Annotated in this window: 16 protein-coding genes and 1 pseudogene; 4 read left to right on the top strand and 13 right to left on the bottom strand. The window is 38.6% G+C overall.

What is annotated here, in order from left to right:
• Window positions 1–38: 38 nt before the first annotated feature.
• A complete protein-coding gene (locus MMP60_RS11455; RefSeq protein WP_241336375.1) occupies window positions 39–869 on the bottom strand; it encodes an enoyl-CoA hydratase-related protein in 831 nt (276 codons plus the stop codon).
• A gap of 139 nt (window positions 870–1,008) precedes the next feature.
• Here MMP60_RS11455 and MMP60_RS11450 point away from each other — a divergent pair, with 139 nt between their 5' ends.
• The 4 genes and pseudogenes from MMP60_RS11450 (at window position 1,009) to MMP60_RS11435 (ending at window position 5,915) form a co-directional block, all read left to right on the top strand.
• Complete coding sequence (locus MMP60_RS11450; RefSeq protein ID WP_087548374.1) at window positions 1,009–1,626, top strand: TetR/AcrR family transcriptional regulator; 618 nt, start codon at window positions 1,009–1,011, stop codon at window positions 1,624–1,626.
• 130 nt (window positions 1,627–1,756) lie between these two features.
• Window positions 1,757–2,257, top strand: a complete 501-nt coding sequence (locus tag MMP60_RS11445) for a hypothetical protein (RefSeq protein WP_241336374.1) — start codon at window positions 1,757–1,759, stop codon at window positions 2,255–2,257.
• A gap of 75 nt (window positions 2,258–2,332) precedes the next feature.
• Window positions 2,333–4,445: pseudogene (locus MMP60_RS11440) on the top strand (TonB-dependent receptor).
• Window positions 4,446–4,448: 3 nt separating this feature from the next.
• Entirely contained in the window at window positions 4,449–5,915 is a 1,467-nt protein-coding gene (locus MMP60_RS11435; protein WP_241336373.1) for a PepSY domain-containing protein, read from the top strand.
• 56 nt (window positions 5,916–5,971) lie between these two features.
• Here the strand turns inward: MMP60_RS11435 and MMP60_RS11430 are convergent, their stop codons facing one another.
• The 12 genes from MMP60_RS11430 to MMP60_RS11375 form a co-directional block, all read right to left on the bottom strand.
• Window positions 5,972–6,712 carry an adenosylcobinamide-GDP ribazoletransferase gene (locus MMP60_RS11430; protein WP_241336372.1) on the bottom strand — a complete coding sequence of 247 codons (741 nt, stop codon included), beginning with the start codon at window positions 6,710–6,712 and terminating at the stop codon, window positions 5,972–5,974.
• A gap of 102 nt (window positions 6,713–6,814) precedes the next feature.
• A complete protein-coding gene (locus MMP60_RS11425) occupies window positions 6,815–8,395 on the bottom strand; it encodes a histidine-type phosphatase (RefSeq protein ID WP_241336408.1) in 1,581 nt (526 codons plus the stop codon).
• Between the two features lie 145 nt (window positions 8,396–8,540).
• Window positions 8,541–9,137, bottom strand: coding sequence for a histidine phosphatase family protein (locus tag MMP60_RS11420; protein WP_241336371.1), 597 nt, complete (start codon window positions 9,135–9,137; stop codon window positions 8,541–8,543).
• Window positions 9,127–10,197, bottom strand: coding sequence for a nicotinate-nucleotide--dimethylbenzimidazole phosphoribosyltransferase (gene cobT / locus MMP60_RS11415; RefSeq protein WP_241336370.1), 1,071 nt, complete (start codon window positions 10,195–10,197; stop codon window positions 9,127–9,129). Before cobT ends, MMP60_RS11420 begins: the two co-directional genes overlap by 11 nt.
• Entirely contained in the window at window positions 10,190–10,717 is a 528-nt protein-coding gene (gene cobU, locus MMP60_RS11410) for a bifunctional adenosylcobinamide kinase/adenosylcobinamide-phosphate guanylyltransferase (protein WP_241336369.1), read from the bottom strand. The genes cobT and cobU overlap by 8 nt, the downstream gene beginning before the upstream one ends.
• A gap of 2 nt (window positions 10,718–10,719) precedes the next feature.
• Window positions 10,720–11,343, bottom strand: a complete 624-nt coding sequence (locus MMP60_RS11405) for a 2'-5' RNA ligase family protein (protein ID WP_241336368.1) — start codon at window positions 11,341–11,343, stop codon at window positions 10,720–10,722.
• A gap of 79 nt (window positions 11,344–11,422) precedes the next feature.
• The gene (locus MMP60_RS11400; RefSeq protein ID WP_241336367.1) at window positions 11,423–13,552 is read right to left on the bottom strand and encodes an HAD family hydrolase; all 2,130 of its coding nucleotides are present in this window, start codon (window positions 13,550–13,552) and stop codon (window positions 11,423–11,425) included.
• A 221-nt stretch (window positions 13,553–13,773) separates the two neighbouring features.
• Window positions 13,774–14,994, bottom strand: a complete 1,221-nt coding sequence (locus MMP60_RS11395; protein ID WP_241336366.1) for an MFS transporter — start codon at window positions 14,992–14,994, stop codon at window positions 13,774–13,776.
• Between the two features lie 51 nt (window positions 14,995–15,045).
• Entirely contained in the window at window positions 15,046–17,304 is a 2,259-nt protein-coding gene (locus MMP60_RS11390) for a TonB-dependent receptor (protein ID WP_241336365.1), read from the bottom strand.
• Between the two features lie 9 nt (window positions 17,305–17,313).
• Window positions 17,314–18,564, bottom strand: a complete 1,251-nt coding sequence (locus tag MMP60_RS11385; protein WP_241336364.1) for an MFS transporter — start codon at window positions 18,562–18,564, stop codon at window positions 17,314–17,316.
• On the bottom strand, window positions 18,561–18,932 hold the full coding sequence (locus MMP60_RS11380) for a hypothetical protein (protein ID WP_241336363.1): 372 nt from the start codon (window positions 18,930–18,932) through the stop codon (window positions 18,561–18,563). Before MMP60_RS11380 ends, MMP60_RS11385 begins: the two co-directional genes overlap by 4 nt.
• The gene (locus tag MMP60_RS11375) at window positions 18,929–19,576 is read right to left on the bottom strand and encodes a GNAT family N-acetyltransferase (protein WP_241336362.1); all 648 of its coding nucleotides are present in this window, start codon (window positions 19,574–19,576) and stop codon (window positions 18,929–18,931) included. The genes MMP60_RS11380 and MMP60_RS11375 overlap by 4 nt, the downstream gene beginning before the upstream one ends.
• Window positions 19,577–19,600 lie beyond the last annotated feature (24 nt).

Below are 19,600 nucleotides of genomic sequence, written 5' to 3'. Positions count from 1 at the left end.
CACCTCATCTTAACACTAGTAAGATATGAATAAAAAAATTAAAAACTAAACTCATGTAAATTATCAAACTGAGCAATTGATTTACTCATTCGTGCCTGAATCGACTGCTGAATATCGCTACCATTTAGAATCGCTGCTTGTAGCAAAGTCGTATGCTCTAGTGCCTCCGAGACACTATGATCACGTGCATAGACGAGACTTCGTTTGCTGCCGTGTATGGCAATGGGTGGTTTACTCGCAATTTTTTGTGCAATTTTAAATGCATGCTGTAAGAGTTGTTCTTTATTTTCCAGCACTTTAACCACTAAACCGAGACGATAAGCTTCAGTAACCGTTAATGTTTCTCCTGTAAATGCATAATATCGCGCAATATTGTCTGGGATAATTTTCGGCAATCGTTGTAATACCCCAACATCTGCCATCATGCCAGCATTGATTTCTTCAATTCTGAATTGTGCCTGCATACTTGCAAAACTAAAATCGCAGGCAGCAATTAAGTCTAAGCCTGCACCAATACAAGCGCCGTGTATTGCTGCAATCACAGGGAAACGCAAAGTTTCTAAACAACTCAATGCTTGTTGCATTTCGGTCAGGCTCAACAGGATGGTTTCTCGATCTAATGCATTTTGAGCATGAAATTCTGGACGCTCAGCAAACATCTGTAAGTCTAACCCTCCACAGAAGATCTCACCTTCTGCTGAAATGATCATGGCACGCACGAGACCTGAATGATTCAGTTGTTGGATTGCTTTTGGAAACTCTTTCCAAAATGATAGATTGAGACTATTGGCTTTATGTGGTCGTGAAAGTTGTAAATGAGCTACACCCTCATGTACTGTGACATGAAAGCACTCATAGCACTTCTCCATGCTACTTTTCCTTTTGTTGAGTGAAAATAGAACAAGTACAGTGTATGTTTTAATCTTTACACTGTAAAGATACTTAACATCAAAAAGATTAACTTGATATGCTAAGATAAAGACATCATTCAAATTTATAATTTTTTACATGCCAAGAAATGCAGCTAAACCACGTGAGACCTATCATGTCGGTAATCTTGAACCACAATTGTTGATTCAAGCCAAACGCATGCTTGAAGAAGTTGGGCCTACTAAAATTTCGATCAGAGCAATAGCAGAACAGTTAGGTGTAAGTGCAACAGCCGTCTATTATCACTTTGCGAATAAAGATGAGCTTTTAAGCCGATTGGCTGCAACAGGATTCTCGGAATTAGAATTTGTTTTAAATCAAGCTTTAGCTGAAAGTACAGCAACAACAATTTTAAAAGAAGTTAGCTTGGCTTATTTTCGTTTTGCTAAACGCAATCCTACAATGTATCAACTAATGTTTGGCTCCGAGATCACACAAGCGACTTTAACGCCTGAGTTAGAACGTGCGAGAGAACAAGCATTTCAGGTTCTAAAACAAACTATTGCTCAAATTCTTGATCAAGAAATTCATTCAAAGATGGTGCGAATAACAGCTTTATCAAGTTGGTCACACATTCATGGTATGGCATCTTTATTGATTCATCAGGTGATTGTATTACCTGAAACTATTGATGAAGAACAGTTGGTTGAAAATGCCTTGCAAAGTCTTAAACATTTGTTTTCATTAATACCATAAAGATTGAAAATTACGATGGGTAATGCATAAATCTCGCCACGTATTTTGCACAACGTATCTAATTTGTTTTGAACCGTAACATTTTTTTAATTATACTGCTGCCACATTTCCCCTACGACGTATCGCTGATATGAAGTCCAGTTTTCGTCAACACTTGCTAAAGTGGCGCGCCTCGCTCGGTGCGATTACTTTGCTTTGTTTACTCTGGCATATCTTCTTACCAACGATGGTACATACTGGCGTCGTACCTGCACTCTATGCAATGCCTACACATTGCCAAGTCACAGATATTAAAAATAGTTTGATGTTGTCTGAATCTCATTCAAGTCACCATCATGCCATGCATGAAATGCATCACCAACAGCATTCACAACCGACTCAACATGATCAACTCAGTGATTATGCAAAAGAGGTTTTTGCCCTTGCTAGTCAAATCATGAAGCATTGTCCTTTATGTACACATGGTTTAGATGCTGTTGCAATTATTCCTTTAATTGCATTTATTTTAATCTTTGTACTGGCTTGGTTTAGTCGTGTACGATGCCTATGTTATACATGGTCAGAAGATCTGCGTATTCCACGTATCTTCTATATTTTCCCGATTAAGCAAGCTCCTCCTCTCGCTCTATAAAATGCTTTTTTAACATTTCGTATCCAGTGAATCACTGCGGTACAGCCTCGTTTATTGCTTTTTATAGAGTTAAATATGAATACTCAATTTCGTTTGTCAGTATTAACGGCTGCATGTCTATCGATTACCTATAGCTCTATGGCTTTAGCTGAAACATCATCCCAAGATCCAGACTAAAACGCTAGATACAATCGTGGTAACAGCAAGTCGTGAAGGCGAATCCATTAATAATACCCCTGCTGCAATTAGCAAAATTACCAGTCAAGACATTGAAAATAAACATGCCACTTTTATTGGTCAGTTGGTCAATCAGACGCCTGGTGTTTTGATGAATGATTTGGGTAACGAACAACACATGATGTCGATTCGTCAACCCATCACGACTTCTGCTGTTTATCAATATTTAGAAGATGGTATTTCGATCCGTCCAGTCGGTGTGTTTAACCACAATGCTTTATATGAAGTAAATTTAGCTGGAATTGATAGCATTGAAATTTTGCGTGGTCCGGCAAGTAGCTTGTATGGAAGTAATGCAATTGGTGGCACGATTAATTTCCTCACCAAAGCGCCGAGTTTAACCCCAACAGCTGATTTGGGTGCGAGTGCAAGCTCTGAAGGTTATCGCCGTTTAGACTTAGGTGCATCAAATACGTTTGATACTGAGTACGGTGAACATGGTTTAAGACTGTCTGCCTATGCCAGTGATCGTGGTAATAGCTGGCAAGATCATGCTGAAAGTAATAAGCAAAGTGTGACCTTAAGACATGATTGGCGTATATCAGATGCCACTCAAATCAAAAATATTTTCAGCTATAACCATTTAAAAACCGATATGACGGGCAGCCTTAATGCTGAAGATTTTAGCAAACGTCCAGGTTATAGTTATCAAACATTTACATATCGAGAAGTAGATTCGACTCGCCTTTCATCACAAATTAACCATCAATGGGATGATCAACAACAAAGTCAATTGACTGTCTATTATCGCGATAATACAACCGATCAAAATCCAAGTTATAACATTCGTACGGATGTAAAAGATAAAAAACCTACAGGTACATATAGTGGGCAAACCACCTATAATACTTTTCAATCTTATGGTTTAAATTTACAACATTCGATTAGCTTTGATCAGGTAAAATTAATCGTTGGAGCGATGACAGATCATTCTCCAAACCAAGCTCAAACCAATGATATTGAAGTCTTTCGTGATCCAAATACGCTTGTTTATACAGGTTACAAACAACGTCAGTTATTACGCGATTTCAAAGTGGATGTAAATAACCAAGCATTCTATACACAAGCAAATTGGCAAGCTTTGCCCAACCTAAATCTAGTCGGTGGCGCTCGCTATGATTGGATCAGTTATAAATTTGATAACAAACTTGTTCCATCAAAAGTTACAGGTGCGCCAGATGAAAAGCGCAGTTTTCATAAAGCAAGCCCTCAACTTGGTTTTGTATGGAATATCACGCCTGAATTAGATCTGTATAGCAACTGGTCACAAGGTTTTGTGCCACCAGAGGTCAGTAGTTTATATGGTGCAAATCTCGTCACACCAAATTTAAAAGAAGCAACATTTAATAATATTGATGCAGGTTTACGTTTCAAAGTTTTAGATGATCGACTGGATGGTGAAATTACCTTGTATCGTTTACAAGGTAAGGATGAAGTTCTAAGTTATACAAAACCTGATAATACTCGTGAACCACGAAATGCAGGAAAAACTTTACATCAAGGCATTGAGATTGGTGGAACTTGGAAACTGAGTGAACGATATGATCAACGCCTGAAAGTTTCTGGAAGTATCGCCAAACACGAATATAAAGAATTTCAACCTTCATCTACGCTCAACTATAGTGACAATACGATGCCAAGCTCACCAAAAAGTTTTGGCACGATTGAGTATCAAATCAAACCTATCCCAGCATTATTGCTGTCGGCTGAAGGTATTTATGTTGGCTCTTACTGGATCAATGATGCCAATACCGAAAAATATGATGGGCATACCATTCTAAATTTACGTGCCAATTATCGTAAAAATGCTTATGAAGTCTATGGGCAAATCATCAATGCCGCAGACGTGCATTATGCTGAGAGCACGTCATATAGCAATAACCAAGCAAGCTATACCCCAGCCGCACCACGAACATATTTATTAGGTTTACGTTATCATTTTGGGAAATAAACAATGAATGCCAGCCAACTCACAAAGCGATTGAAATTACATCGTCGCTTGGGGATGGTGCTCGGCATTCTGGTTTTGATGTGGTCTTTAACAGGTGTGTTGCATCCAATCATGAGTGCAACACAACCTCAACCCGTCAAACGAATGCCACCATCTCAGCAACTCAACTTAAAAAATGCTTTGTCTGCACCTCAAGTATTGCAACAGCATCAAATTACAGCATTTTCCGCATTACAAGCCATTCAGTTACAACCTGAGCTTGTAGCTTACCGAGTTTTAAAGCCAACTCAAAATGTTGCTGAATATTTTGATAGTCAATCGGGTCAACTTATTGAGGATGCAGAGCAACAAGATGCAAAACGTCTTGCAATTTGGTATACAGGTTTAGCCAAACAACAGATCGTTTCGACTGAATTAGTTACGAAATTTAGCGATGATTATCCAAGTGTGAATCGTCTATTGCCTGTTTGGCGTGTAAGTTTTGACAATGGTTTAAGGGCTTATGTTGATCCATCACAATCTCGATTAGCCACGCTATCGAATGATCAAAAAATGTGGATGGCGAAAATATTTCGTTTAGGTCATACATGGACTTGGGGCGATCAACCGTGGACAGGACAAAGTATACTGATGCAAATTGCCTTAATTGGCATTTTAGTTCTTACCTGTATGGGCATTGGATTGTTTTTTAGGATTCGTAATCGCCAGAACTATCGTTTAGCTCACAAGCCGATTCGCTTTTTACATCGCTATTTAGGCATCAGTTTAAGTGTATTTATCTTGCTATGGGTATTCAGTGGTTTCTATCATGTTTGGCATAAAAAATCTGAGATTGTGAACATTCAGCCGATGTTTTATACACAGGATTTAAGTGCTGTCGCATGGAAAACGGCTGTTCAACAGCCAATACAACGCCTTAACCTTGTACCGATCTCCTTTGCTCAAGATCACGCTCAAGCAGGTTGGATGATTCAATTGACAGGCAAACCACAGCTACAAGGCAGCATGACCGCAGCCAAAGAACATGATCATCATAATCATGCTAAAAGCGCTGCCCCTGCAATTGAATTGATTGATGCGAATACCGCTACAAAATTAAATACGCTTGAGCAAAGTAAGCAGTTGGCTGCCGACTATTTACATTTACCAGTGGGTCACTTTACTCAAAGCTCTTGGGTCACCAGTTTTAGTGGTGAATATGGTTTTATCAACAAACGTTTACCCGTGGTTAAAGTTGAAAGTAATTTAAGTGATCAACTTAGGCTGTATATTGAGCCAAGTAGCGGTGTGATTGCAGCGCAAGTCACTCAACAAGATGCTTTAGAAGGTTTTAGTTTTGCATATCTACATAAATGGACATGGCTACCACTAGATAAAACATCCAGAGATATCTTATTAGGCAGTATTGCTGGACTCATTGCTTTATTGGTGATCTTAGGTTGTAGATTAGCAGCCCGAAAAGCCTCTTAAGTTCTGTGTTGATCCTTCTTAATTTAAGGAGGATCAATTTTTTAGAATTAAACCCATCAAATATAAAATGAGGCTACCACAAAACTTAGCATTAAGCCTGTCTCAATCAACTCAATTGCAGCACCAACAGTATCACCAGTAATTCCACCAATTCTTTTGATAAACAAGGCTCTTAAATAAAACAATACAGCAATAAAGCAGATAAAAGTCACCAAGCCCAACCATTTAAACATACAAAGTAATGAAATTGTAATGACAAAAACAACCCATGTAAGTTTCTTTGGAATAAAATCAGTAATTGATCGTCCTAGCCCTTTATCACGAACGTAAGCTGTGGTTAAAAATAGAAATAATGGAACACTACGCCCAAGCATTGGAACTAAAATCAAAAACGCATTGAGGTGCTGCTCAAGCAGCACATACAGCGCAGCAAACTTGAGTAAACAAACCACAACAAGACTCAGTACACCGATTGGACCGCAGCTTGGATCTTTCATAATTTTGAGTGTACGTTCAGGATCACCAAAACCACCGACCCAAGCATCAGCTGTATCGGCTAAACCATCAAGGTGAAGCCCACCTGTGAGCCATATCCATAACACTAAAATGATACTGGCAATCAATAAAATTGGCAGCTTGACTAAAATCAGAGACACAGCAAACAGAATGAGTCCGATCAACAAACCTACAAATGGATAAAACAAAATCGCTTGACCATTTTGCTTTGCACTTGGCATTGTTTTTAATTCAATGGGCAAAACCGTTAAAAATTGCAAAGCAATCCAAAAAGCTGTCATGCAAGAAATCTCAGTCAAACAATATTGATGATTTACAAATTATGAAGAAACAAAAATGGGAATAGAACCCTATTCCCAAATTAAAATGATGAATCAACTAGATTATTGAGTTTGATAACATTGTTTGAGCTTCAAATAATCATAATAGAAACTGTTGGTACTATATTGTGCATATTTACATGATGATTTAAACAAGGTCTCTTTTTCATTGTAGAGCATTTTTACCAAAGTTGTGCCTTGAGCATTTTGGTAAATATCCCACTGTAAATTCGCAGCCATTGGCGATACCACTTCACCTCTCCACGTACTATTGCTGTAGTTATACGTTTGACGTAAAGGTAAAGGCTGCATCATGTCATGTAACTCCAAACTGGTCGCCAGTGGAATAATGATTTCTGCATGTGCGAAGCGTAACACAGCACGGTGGGACTGCTGTTTATCGACAATTGCATCCACTTGCTTAAACAAATCTTGTTTTAGACCTTGAGCAATGTTACTGGTGACAGCATTTGATTCTTGAAAGCTAGGCCCTTTCTCATAAAAATCATTTGCATCGTTAAATTCAGCATAGAATTTTGCTGCATCTACAGGCATATATTGATCAAAATTTACATCTTTTAATTCAAGCTGCATACCACCAGAAATTGAATACAATTCATAAAGATAAGCTGCTGCGTCCACAGCACTTGCAATGGTATTTTTCCCTTTACCTTTTTCTGTAATGGTTTCACCTTTTGGCGATATCACGGTATAAGTGCCGCTATTACTAAAGGTATAGCCCGTTGTACCTAATTTTTTGATAAATTCAGGCTTAAAAATTGGGTTAAGCACACTCAGCGCAACTTGTTCTGCACGAGTATCTTTTTCAATTTCTTTGAGTTTATTGGCTAAATCGGCATTTTCTTCTTCAAACTGCTGATAAGCTTGGCTAGCATCATAAATTGCTTGTTGCTGAGTTGATAATGGCTTAGCTAAATCTTGATCTTTATTCAAGCTATGGAAATAAAGTTTAAAACGATCTACACCGCCATCCTCAATAGATGGGATACTCGTACTGGTTAAACTGGTATATGAAACAGGTGTAACTTGATTCTTCAATTGGGGTTGCTGTTGAATCAATTCAGCAGTAAAGAACTTGGCACTGTCAACCGCACGATCTACACCTGAGCTTTGAACTAAGATTGATTCAGGTTGTGACGCTGCTGTTTTAAATAGTTCGGGTAGACGCTGTAAAAGACGGTCTGCGATACCTCGATGTTCTTGAATACCAAGCATCGTTTCATTGCCATATCCATACTGACGGATTCCGTCCACCCCATAACCAAGCAGGATATTGGCTTTCATCATACTTTCTAAATCGGCACCTAATTTTTCACCTAAAGGCGTTAAAGCATTCTCAGCCTTGGCTTGTTTCCATAAATTATAAAGTGCCAAGTCGTATTTAATACTCGATAATCCTCTTGAGCCATGACGCGCCACTAACTCAGTAAAAACAGGTTTAAAACCTTGTGGAATCGCTTCGTATTTTTTAAGGTCTTGTTGAGGTTGATATGGTGTTTTGGTTTGATAATATTTTGATGAGGTATTTTGTTCAGAGCTAGGCTGTGATTGTTGATCATTGTTATTACATGCTGCTAATAATATACTTGCACATAACATACTGCTTTTAAATAAAATATTCATAGAATGGTCGATTTGATTATACATGCTATGTATCATAGGAAACAGTAATGACAGTTCAGTTACATTGAGCAATGAACATTTCCCTTTAAAGAATTATTTAACTTTTAGTCAATAATCACATCATTTTCTGATTCAATCTCAAAAGTTATAGAATTTCGAACTGCATTTGCTCGTGATATTTTGATAAGGAAAATGAATATAACTCGCCTAATTCGGCAGGCATTTTTAATAAATCATCTAGGTTTTGTTGTTGTGCTAAACAGGTCAGTAATTTGATGACGCCACCATGCGTGACGACCAAAGCCTTATTCCAATCCTGTCGTTGCATTTGCTCGTAAATTTCATCAAACCCACACATGACTCGCTGTTGGAATTGAATCAGAGACTCACCATTCGGCGCATGATATTGTGTAGGAAATTGCCAAAAGTTTGCTAATTGCTCTGGTTCAGCTTCATAAATTACTTGGGTTGAAATACCTTCCCAATCACCAAAATACATTTCTTTGATATGCTCATTGACCAGCATTGACAATCCGAGTTGATTTGCCAAATGCTCTGCAAGGCAACGACAGCGCCGCAAAGGTGAACTGATAATCACATCCCAATCCACTGGAGTAGTCATGTACTGCTGAATGGTTGATTGCATTTGCAACCAACCCTGTTCAGTCAAATCATCATCCAAGTGCCCACGTAGTGTATGGCTTAAAGTCGTTTCACCATGTCGCAGTAAATCAATCTGCAACTTTATCACCTGTTACTGCCGCTTCCGCAAAAGTTGCCATTTGATTATGCAATACACAAGCAAGTTGGATCATAGATAATGCTGCACCAGCACCACTGCCTTCCCCTAAACGTAAATTCATTTTGAGGATTGGCTGTGCTGCAAGTTCTTTTAAGATACGTTGATGACCATATTCTGCTGATTGATGTCCAAAGAACATCCATTCACGACTCTGTGGTTGAATACGCATCGCACATAAAGCTGCAACTGAACTGATAAAGCCATCTACTACAATCGGCAAACCAATTTGCGCACAACGTAAATAAGCCCCTGTCATGGCTGCTATTTCTAAGCCACCAACAGCCGCTAGGATTTTTAAAGCATCATTCACAACATGAGGTCTATGGAGCTTGACCGCTTGATCAATGACTTTAATTTTATGTTGTAATTGTTCAATATTGATTCCAGTGCCTAAGCCTGTAAGCTGCTGCGCTGATTCATTCAGTAACAAACAGGCAAGTGCTGAAGCTGAACAGGTATTCCCAATGCCCATTTCACCTGCAACAAAAATATCGCTTCCCTGCGCTTTTGCGAGATCAGCACTATTTTTACCCAATTCAAGCGCGGCAAGGCATTCTTGCTCAGTCATGGCTGTTTGTTGTGCAAAATTAGCTGTACCAGCTCGAATACAATGACGCTCAACACCCACATAATCATAGGCATCACCCACAGTACCACAATCAACAACTTGTAAATGTGCTTGATGGTGTTTGGCAATCACACTAATCGCGGCACCACCTGAAGCAAAATTTTGTAGCATTTGACGCGTAACTGCTTGTGGGTAAGCCGAGATATTTTCTTCCACGACACCATGATCACCTGCAAAAATCGTGATCCAAGGCTGTTGAATTTTAGGGTGAACTGTACCCTGCAAACTTGCGAGTTGAATTGCCGTTGTTTCTAAATCACCCAACGCACCCGTTGGTTTGGTTAATTGCAGTTGACGTTGTTCTGCTTGCTGTCTTGCATCTAAATCAGGTTGTTGAATCGGTTCTAAGTACCAAGTTACTTGTTCAGTCATGTTCTTTCTCATCTTTTAAAATCATTGGAAAACCTGCTACACAGAACACCACTTTATTTGCCAACAGCCCTAAAGCTTGATGTAAACGTCCTGCCTCATCCACAAATCGACGGCTAATTTCACCCATAGGAACGACACCCAATCCAGTTTCGTTACTCACTAAAATAATGTGTGATTTGAGTTGGGGTAATAGGTTTAAAAATTTGGCTGTTTGCTGCTGTTGTAATTCGGCATTATCGGATAACAATAAATTGGTGAGCCATAAGGTCAAACAATCCACCAAGATCACTTGATTATCTTGATCTAATTGCAACAGTTGATCCGCAAGAAAAATAGGTTCTTCACACAATTGCCAATCATCAGGGCGTTGTTGTTGATGATGCTTAATCCGTTGCTGCATTTCTTGGTCTAATGCTTGTGCAGTCGCAACATATACAACAGTGACACCTTGTTCTTTCGCCGTTTGTTCAGCCAAGCGACTCTTACCTGAGCGAGCACCACCTAAAATGAGTTGTAACATATTTAACCTAATCTCATTTGATGATAAGGATACAGTAATCCTTGTAAAATCTGTGCCTTATAATAGCCGAAAGTTAAATGATTGACCTGAATTTTAAACTGTCTAGTCGCTAAATTTTCGATGCGTTCCAGTACTATATCACTTTGCCATGTTTGTTGATAAAGTCCTAACGTGATATGTGGGCAATAATCGAGTGCTGCAATTTCATTTGAGCCTTGAGCAAGCTGTTGGCGAATGTTAGACAGTGTGTTATTGGTATCATTGACCTGTAAAAATAAAGCACTACTAAAACTATCAATCTGGGTGATTTCTAGTTCAAATGGCTTTAACTGCAATTGTTTAAGTAAGTCGATCTGTCGATTTAATTGTGCAATCTGAAAATCATCATCATATTTATGAGAATCTACTGTTAAAAAACCGCAAACAAACAAAGTAATGTGATACTGACGCTGATTTGATGGGATGAGAAGATTTGAAAATGGTGTTCTGAGCTGATCTAAATACTGAATCAATTCAGGTTGATCAATTTCGATATACCACAGTCCGTAGTCTGAACGACCCAAATGCCATTCAGGATAATCTCGCAGTTCAGTTGCAATCAGTTGAGTAGATGCTTGTAATAACACAACTTCGACAACATGTTTAAAGTTGTACTATTCAAACACAAATCAATTAAAACATTAAAGTTCTTTTCAATATTTCATTTCAAACATACTCCGACTTGATTTCCCCAAACATCACATTAAACGCTAAATCGACATCGGCTAATTCATGTTGAATGCCTTGATAAAGCTGATCTAATAACTGTTTCTTTTGAGTTTCGGTCACATCCATGTAGGCGACATTTTTTTGAATGTGTTGAACGATCAATATTTCATCTAACTCAAGTATCTTCAAAGCATAGACATATCCATAAATTGCCCCATTTAAGAGATTTTGATCAGGCAACTGTTGTTGAATATGGTTCTCTAAACTTCCTAAAACACGCTCATTAAAATTAAGCTTTCTTAACGGCTCTCTTGCAACACGTTCACATGGATCTTTATAAGCAAATCGACATGAGTTTAAAAAACTCTCAGCCATTCGATCCAATTGCTTTTTTTGATTAGGGATTAAATTAGCTAAACCTAATTTAACGTCATCAACCAGTCTTTCAGCATATTGTCGAACTGCTAAATCAGCCATTGCAATACCAATCGTCTCATGCCCATTTAAACTGGCATACCAAGCAAGCATGGCATGACAACCATTCCACAAACGATTTTTAATGATTTGAATATCCGCAATCTGATCAACCAGAATCATTTGACGCATTTTATGAAGTAATGGACTGCGATTCTCTACATAAATTGGCATATCCGTTTCGCTATGAAACAAAATTAAGTCCATATTCTGTAGGAACTGACCGGCTTGGAATTGCCCTTTCATATCGTCTAAGCATGAACTCAGGTGTTGTTCTTGTTGCTCAGTTAAAGCCGTTTCATCTGACAGTTCAATGTTATCTTCATTTAAATCAGACTGATATTGTTTAAATAATTGGTGTTTGATATTCAGTTGGCGATATAACGCCTGATCTGTAAGTTTAGATGCCATCCTGTTTACGACCGTATCACAGAAATAATGTTCAGTTAAAATATGCTCAGCAATATCTTCATCTGTTATTTCAAGCAAAGCCTCACGGAGGTGCTTCAATACCAAATATTTTGCACAGACTTTATTCAACACAATTAAGAAAGTAATTGGCTCATCATTTTGTATCTCTTGTGACATAAAACGTGCGAGCAAGCCTTTTGCAATTATTTTTGCTTCAGATGGAATCGCCTGTTCTGGGAAACACAGCGCAATCAAACTCGATTGCATATACATGTCCAACATTTGCTGCTGATTATCCGCATCAATCACAGTTAGATTTTCGATACGTTCGTCATAAGAACACTGGTTATAGCGAATACTATAGCTTGCGAAACTATTTACAGATTCAAGATATAAACGATTTCTGGTTGATGCCAATATCCGCTGAGGTCGAGTAAAACCATCCCAATGTGATAATACTTGTGCAAGGTATCCACCACCAATCGCACCAAAACCATGAATCCCAACGGTTAATTGATTCAAACTTTGTGGAAAAGATTCTTGCAACTGCGGCATGCCCATTTCAGGAATATATTGATCTAAAGCATTCAGACATTCATTCATGTCCTGATAATAAAATTTTGTTTGAGCCAACATCTGATCACTCGGCTCTTTGATATCTTTAAGTAAAATTGTGATTCCACCTGCTTCAGATGCAGAATTAATCCCATTCTCTGAATCTTCAAACATAAGGCACTGTTGCGGTTGTAAATTTAGTCTTTGGGCCGCTGTGATAAAAATTTCAGGGTGTGGCTTCCCTTGTTCAACTTCATCACCACAGACTAACAAGTCAAAAAATTTATAGACATTGGCATTAATTAGATATTCTTCTGCAATTGCACGACGACTCGATGTTGCAACTGCCATTCTTAAACCTGACTTACGCAGACGCTCTAAAACTTGGATTAAACCTTTTTTGATTGGAACACCATTTTGACGAACAAACGCCAGTTCAATTTCATCTGCTCGTTTGCGAATAGCAGTATAAGGAACATCTGTACCATAAAACTTTTGTGCCAGCTGTTCAGATGCTTTCGCACTTAACCCTAGACACTGGATCAAATATTCATCTGAGAACTCCTGCCCAATCAACTCATTGGAGGCCTGTTTCAATGTTTGAAAGCGCAAACGCTCAGTATCAAACATTGTTCCATCCATATCAAAAAGTGCCCCTTGGACAGGATAATCATGAAAAATTAACATTTTTACTCCCTTGTTATGAACCAGACCTTTCTTAGGTTAACTAAAAAAGTGCATCAAAATCCAAGGCGTAAATAAATGAAATAAATCTGATCAAAAAACACACTAAAATGGTTATTTTTTGATTCAAGAGCCACTCATTCTGTTAATAATTTGCATTACTCCAAAAAATATGCTTGGTTTTTAAGCAAAAATGGCAAATATTTGTGCTTATAAACTCGAATCTAAATCACGAGCTTAGTCGATGTTTTGTTCTGTAGTATTAATATCCAAGCCAAATATAAACCTACACTGAGCATTAATACACCGAGTAAATAAAAAGGTAAGTTGATCGCATAGCGATATAAAAAGGTACTGAGCAAAGGTGCAACAATTAAACCAAGCGCCTGAATTACAGTACATAAACTTGCCATTTTAATTTGTGCATTTTGGCTCACTGATTGTGCTGCACCTGTCGTAAATGCAGGAAGCAGGCTTGCAACCCCTATTCCATATAAAATATAGCTGGCTTGGAAAAAGATGATTTGATCTGCATTTAACGACAATAATAAACCAGCAAGCATTGCCGTAATCCCTAAACCTACCAAGGCTTGTAAGCTCAATTTGACAATTTTTACAATAATAATCTGAGTCAGAACCAAACTAAAACCAACAATTAACATACACTGAGAAAAGTAGCTTGCGCTCTGCTGTATGTTGAGTTGAAAGCGATCCTGAATATAAAATCCTGCTGTCATATTCAAAGTCACGATTGCCATATAAGTACTAAAACCAAGGATTAACCACGGTAAAGCTGGCTTGATTGAAAACGCTGTTGATTCATCTTTTAAACTTTGTTGTTGTATTGAATTAATCTGAGCAATCGTATCTTTATGAAAAAACACGGTCAGTAAAACACTAAAGATCATCAGTACAATAACAGCCACCCACATTGACAATAAAATCCCACCTAGCAACAAAATAGAAGTTACAAATGGCCCAATGATCATCCCTAAACTGTTCATTGCACCGTACATTGCCATTTTCTGACTTCGTTGTTCTGTATCAGTGACATGCTGCATCACATAACTTTGTAAACCAATTTGTGGCATTGCCATGAATGCCCCTGTACTTGCACGGCTGAGTATAAGAAGTATAAAAATTGCAACAGGCGCTAAACTTTGATTGAGGCCAAAATAAAGGATGAGTGTAAAAATCGCCCATGTAATGGTCATTCCCCAAAAACCATAATTCATCAATTGATATGGTGTTTGTATTTTCTGATGCTTAGCAATAAAGATTGAAGCAATTGCCATACAAATCGCACCCGCAGATACAATCATGCCCCCCTGAAGCTCGGTTAAGTGTAACTGCCGAATTAAAGGTGCAAGCAAAGGCAAAATCATGGAAAAACAAGTGCCGTTGGCTAAAGTTGCCCAAGCCAATAATTTAAAATTTCTTTGCATAATGAATGTCATAAAAAGAAAAGGCATCTAAAAAGATGCCTTTTGATTGAATTAGTATTTGAGGGTATAGCTCAAACCATAAGTACGACCTTGTGCAGGTAAACTTGAGATTGCACCGTATACAGCTTCAGCAGCTTGACTATATACCGTTTTATATTCTGTATTCCAGACATTATAGACACCAAAACCAACTGTTCCAGGGCCTGCTTTTGCATTGGCAATCACATCCATCACAGCATAACCTTTGATTTTTGTCGCAGCATTAGGGCGAACATTGGCATCATATTTTGCAACTCGAGCATCTTCATAGGCTTTATCGGTACCTTTGACGGCAAGCATTTGTACTCGTAGTCCATTACCTTGAGTATCTTGCCACTCACCAAATACTGTTCCCTTGATTGGAGAAACTTGTAAAGCATTTAGCTCTCGCCAAGTACCAGCAGCATCTTTAAATTGACCTCTAGTATAAGAAACTGTTCCACCAACATTAAATTGATCGAGTACTGGCATACTTGCATTTGCTTCTAAGCCATAAACTCGCTGGTCTGTATCAGCCACAGTCACGGAACGATCGGCTTTAAACTGAATCACCTTATCAGATGTATTGTAGAACGAGGTTAAACCTAAATTCGCTCCATGATCATTCTGCATTCTCCAACCCAACTCATAGTTGTTGACGGTAATTGGATCTACATTTTCAGAACGTACAACATAACCTGCTGATACATCACGTAGTACACGTTGAATATCAGGTAAACTAAAGCCTTGTGAGAAATTAGCAAACACTTGTTGTTGATCATTTAATTTATAAACAGCACCTAAATTAAATAAAGTTTTATCATGTTTGACTGAACCAGCCGCAACTATTCCAGCTGGTTGACCTGTTATATCACCTTGAATGGCTGCAACAGTTGGTTTAAATGCCCCTGTATCACTTTCAATACGTTGATAACGTATGCCTGTTTGAAGATTTAATGCATCCGTTACATCATAATTTGCTTGGATAAATGTGCCCAAATTTTTAATGGTTGCATCTGGACCAAAATCATAACTACGACCCGTGTTATTATATTTCAATCCATTGTTAGCCATGCTATAAAGATCAGCTGTTTGCTTATCTTTTTCATGATCATAATCAATACCATAAGTAAGTTTTAAATCACGATTAATAATGTTCAGTTTTGATGTCATCGCAGCACGAACACCAGTAACGTCAATATCAGATTCTGATTGGTATGCTAGGTAATAATTAGATCTCATGAAATTACTTAAAACTGTTGGATAAAATCGCGCATTTTCATTGCGATAATACGCTTCAACATTAAGTTCCTGACCTAATAAATCTGTATTTTGATATTGTGCATTAACAGCATAGCGTTTGGTAAAAGGTTGTTTATCGACCTCGAAGCCTTTTAACGCATTTAAACTTGGTGCACTACCTTTTTTGAAAACTGCATAATCAGGACCATAATCAGGGCCATATTCTGAATCTTGTTGATCATCATAATATTGAGCGCCAAAACTTAACTTTTGCTTGTCTGTTAATTGCCAGCTTAAACGACCATTTACATCGACTGTCTCAGTGTCTTGACGATCAGTTTGTGCGATTTCAGGTCCAATGCGATGACCATGACTGTCTTGGATTTCACCACGTTTGGTATAGCCTGCACCTAAGAAACCATTCCAATCCCCTTGATTGAATGCGACTGATTGATAAGCCTCATAAGCAAGTGCATCATTTTTAAAATTATCACCAGAAGTCACACTAACTTTTGATTCAAAGCTTAAACTGTCCCCAGTACCTTTTTTGGTAATAATATTAATAATACCGCCTGTTGCCCCTGAACCATAAATGCTACTCGCACCTGAAACCACTTCAATTTTTTCAATTGAATCTGGGCTAATACTATTCAATTGACGAGCAGCATCACGTGAACCTGTTTGTGCGACACCATCAATCAAAACCAGTACCTGACGGCCACGCATGGTTTGACCATAATTGGTGGTTGTACCACTACTTGGACTCAGTGAAGGAACGAGTTGAGCCAAAATATCTGCAAGTTTTCGCCCAGCAGTAGCTTGTTGCTCAATTTGTTTTTGTTCAATTGATTGTACTGTCCCCGCAGTTTCCGCAATACTTTGAGCTGAACGAGTCGCTGTCACCACAATCGGTGCAAGTTGTGCTGTTTTTTGACTTTCTACAACAACTGCTTGAGTAGATGGTGCTGTTTCAACAGTTTGAGCATAAAGCTGTGTACTTATGGCTAAGCTCAAAAGTGTGAATGATGTCGAAAGTGAACGAACTTTCATAAATTACCCCTAGGTATGTTGTTGCGTTTGTTTTGCTTTGTGAACTAGAACTTGACTGAGCAAGACGCTCAGGACAGATGCGGCTGCAAGAATGAGATAGAAATTTCCATAGCCAAATGCTTTAGCCAAGAAACCCGACATCGCTCCGCCAATGAAATAAACCAGCAGCTCAAAACAGACTAAAATCGTAAAGTCTGTTCCTGCTTGCTCTTTAGAACTGGTTTGCATGAAATGGGCATATAAAGCGGTCATCGCAACGTAACGAATGGCTAAAATGACAACGACAAATACACCAAGTAACATTTGCCATTGATCAAACCAACTCAATAAGACAGCAGCCCCAAGTAAGGCATAAATCAAAGTTCGTGCCCAACCTGCCCAAATCAATAATAGAGTCGCTGCTAATTTTTTTAATAAAAATGCAGCTGATATTGCAGCTAATAAACCGACACCAGCCCCAACCACAGACATAAGGATGCCAATCTCTGCCAATGACCACTTTTGATCAATTAACATGGGATTGAGCATTGCCATCGCAGGGGCTTCAACCACGCGATAACAGACAATCAAAGCCAAAGCCCATAACATTTCAGGGCGCTTAAATGCTCGGATGAGGCTCGGTACTTGCTTGGCAATTTTTTCTGTATTCGATCTTTCTTTGATTTGGAAAATAGCCAACATTGTGAGTGCTGTCATTGCAGCTAAAGCAATCAGTGCCGTTTGCCAACCGTAGAGTTGATACAACCATAAAGTGCCAGCACCACCCACCATACTGCCTAAAGCAACCCCAATACTTTGCGCCATACTGCCAAGACGATATTCAGATTCGGAAAATGTTTCGACGGTATAACCATCAATCGCAATATCTTGGGTTGCAGCAAAAGTTGAAATCCATAAACCCACAATCACAAAGACACTTAAACCATAGTCAAACTGTGTCAATGCCAAAACCACCACGCCCAAGACCAATGCAATCTGAGTAAATAATAGCCAAGTTTTGCGTTTACCTAGTGATTTCAAATAAAAGCGATCAAGCAATGGTGCCCAAAAAAACTTAAATGCCCATGGGATATACAGTAGCGAGAACATTCCAATCCAACGCAAATCCACGCCTTGATGGCGTAGAATCGTAGGTAAAGCCACATTGTAAAAATACAATGGCAAGGCATGTGCAAGGTACAGTACCACCACAACCGATAGGCTCAGTGTGGATACTGTTTTGATTGGAAAGGCATTGTCATGATTCAATTGTTGATTCATAACCACCTCTGCACAGCCCATTGCACAGCATCGACTTGGTTCAAACTAACGAAATAAGGCACATGCCACGCTTTTTGCAAAGCAGGCGTGTCCAATCGAATTCGATCTGCTTCATCTTGGGCAATACGGGCAAATCCCAAACAATATTGATAAAAATCAGGTTTATATTGCTTATACCATTTCGCTTGAATTGCTCGATATTCTTCGGGGAATTCGGTATTCAGCTCAGTTTGCATAATCAACACAAAATTTCTTTTTTGTTCGAAATATTGTTGGATATGCGCTAACCATTGTTCAAACTCTGCCACCGAGACATGCGCGGCAAAGCGCATGTCTAAGATGTGCATCTCATTGATTGATAAACTCATGTAACACTCAGAACTTTGGCTGGCTGATCTGCGAGCTGTTGTTGTAATTGCTGTGATGTTTGGAGCGATTGACCAAACTTGTTATAAAAAGTTTCTCTAAAGCAGTAGTACAACATGGCGGTTTTCTCAGCCATTGGAATGAGACGCTGGCTTTCGTAGCACATTTCCTCGACCACTGCCGCATAAGGCTTAACCGTATGATCTGGTTCACCCACAATTTTTTTGGCTTGAGAATTTTCAAAAATATAGAAACTGAGCAAGCGAATAGTTGGACGCAAAAATCCTTTACCAAAGACAGACTTATCGCCAAAAAGTAGATGCCAGCCTAGATCGTGGTCATCACCTTCGTAATAACGACCTAAACGATCTCGTTTACCTTCATAGATTTCGGTATAACCCACGTCTTTACCATCTACCCCAACAATTAATAAACGTTGATGGTCATCTGCAAGCATCTTGTCGAAATACACCTGCAAATCCAGTTCAGATTTATTCAATTGCCACTGTGGAATGACATGTGGCTCATGCATCCATTGATGTAATAAAGGAATATCTTGTGGATATTGCACTTGTCTTAAATAATATTGCGTCCCATTCTCATTATATTCATAGTAATCAGGGAGTTGCTGAGAGATTGTGTTCATATCAGACCTTTATTTATTCAATCT

The sequence above is a fragment of the Acinetobacter sp. ANC 4805 genome (assembly GCF_022549495.1).
Classification (GTDB): domain Bacteria; phylum Pseudomonadota; class Gammaproteobacteria; order Pseudomonadales; family Moraxellaceae; genus Acinetobacter.
The sequence above is the reverse complement of the archived record's forward strand: the minus strand, read 5'-3'. Positions and strand labels throughout refer to the sequence as shown.

Coding starts and splice junctions, on each gene's coding strand:
- MMP60_RS11455 (WP_241336375.1), bottom strand. CDS start 869: ATGGAGAAGTGCTATGAGTGCTTTCATGTCACAGTACATGAGGGTGTA.
- MMP60_RS11450 (WP_087548374.1), top strand. CDS start 1,009: ATGCCAAGAAATGCAGCTAAACCACGTGAGACCTATCATGTCGGTAAT.
- MMP60_RS11445 (WP_241336374.1), top strand. CDS start 1,757: ATGAAGTCCAGTTTTCGTCAACACTTGCTAAAGTGGCGCGCCTCGCTC.
- MMP60_RS11435 (WP_241336373.1), top strand. CDS start 4,449: ATGAATGCCAGCCAACTCACAAAGCGATTGAAATTACATCGTCGCTTG.
- MMP60_RS11430 (WP_241336372.1), bottom strand. CDS start 6,712: ATGACAGCTTTTTGGATTGCTTTGCAATTTTTAACGGTTTTGCCCATT.
- MMP60_RS11425 (WP_241336408.1), bottom strand. CDS start 8,395: ATGAATATTTTATTTAAAAGCAGTATGTTATGTGCAAGTATATTATTA.
- cobT (WP_241336370.1), bottom strand. CDS start 10,197: ATGACTGAACAAGTAACTTGGTACTTAGAACCGATTCAACAACCTGAT.
- cobU (WP_241336369.1), bottom strand. CDS start 10,717: ATGTTACAACTCATTTTAGGTGGTGCTCGCTCAGGTAAGAGTCGCTTG.
- MMP60_RS11400 (WP_241336367.1), bottom strand. CDS start 13,552: ATGTTAATTTTTCATGATTATCCTGTCCAAGGGGCACTTTTTGATATG.
- MMP60_RS11395 (WP_241336366.1), bottom strand. CDS start 14,994: ATGCAAAGAAATTTTAAATTATTGGCTTGGGCAACTTTAGCCAACGGC.
- MMP60_RS11390 (WP_241336365.1), bottom strand. CDS start 17,304: ATGAAAGTTCGTTCACTTTCGACATCATTCACACTTTTGAGCTTAGCC.
- MMP60_RS11385 (WP_241336364.1), bottom strand. CDS start 18,564: ATGAATCAACAATTGAATCATGACAATGCCTTTCCAATCAAAACAGTA.
- MMP60_RS11380 (WP_241336363.1), bottom strand. CDS start 18,932: ATGAGTTTATCAATCAATGAGATGCACATCTTAGACATGCGCTTTGCC.
- MMP60_RS11375 (WP_241336362.1), bottom strand. CDS start 19,576: ATGAACACAATCTCTCAGCAACTCCCTGATTACTATGAATATAATGAG.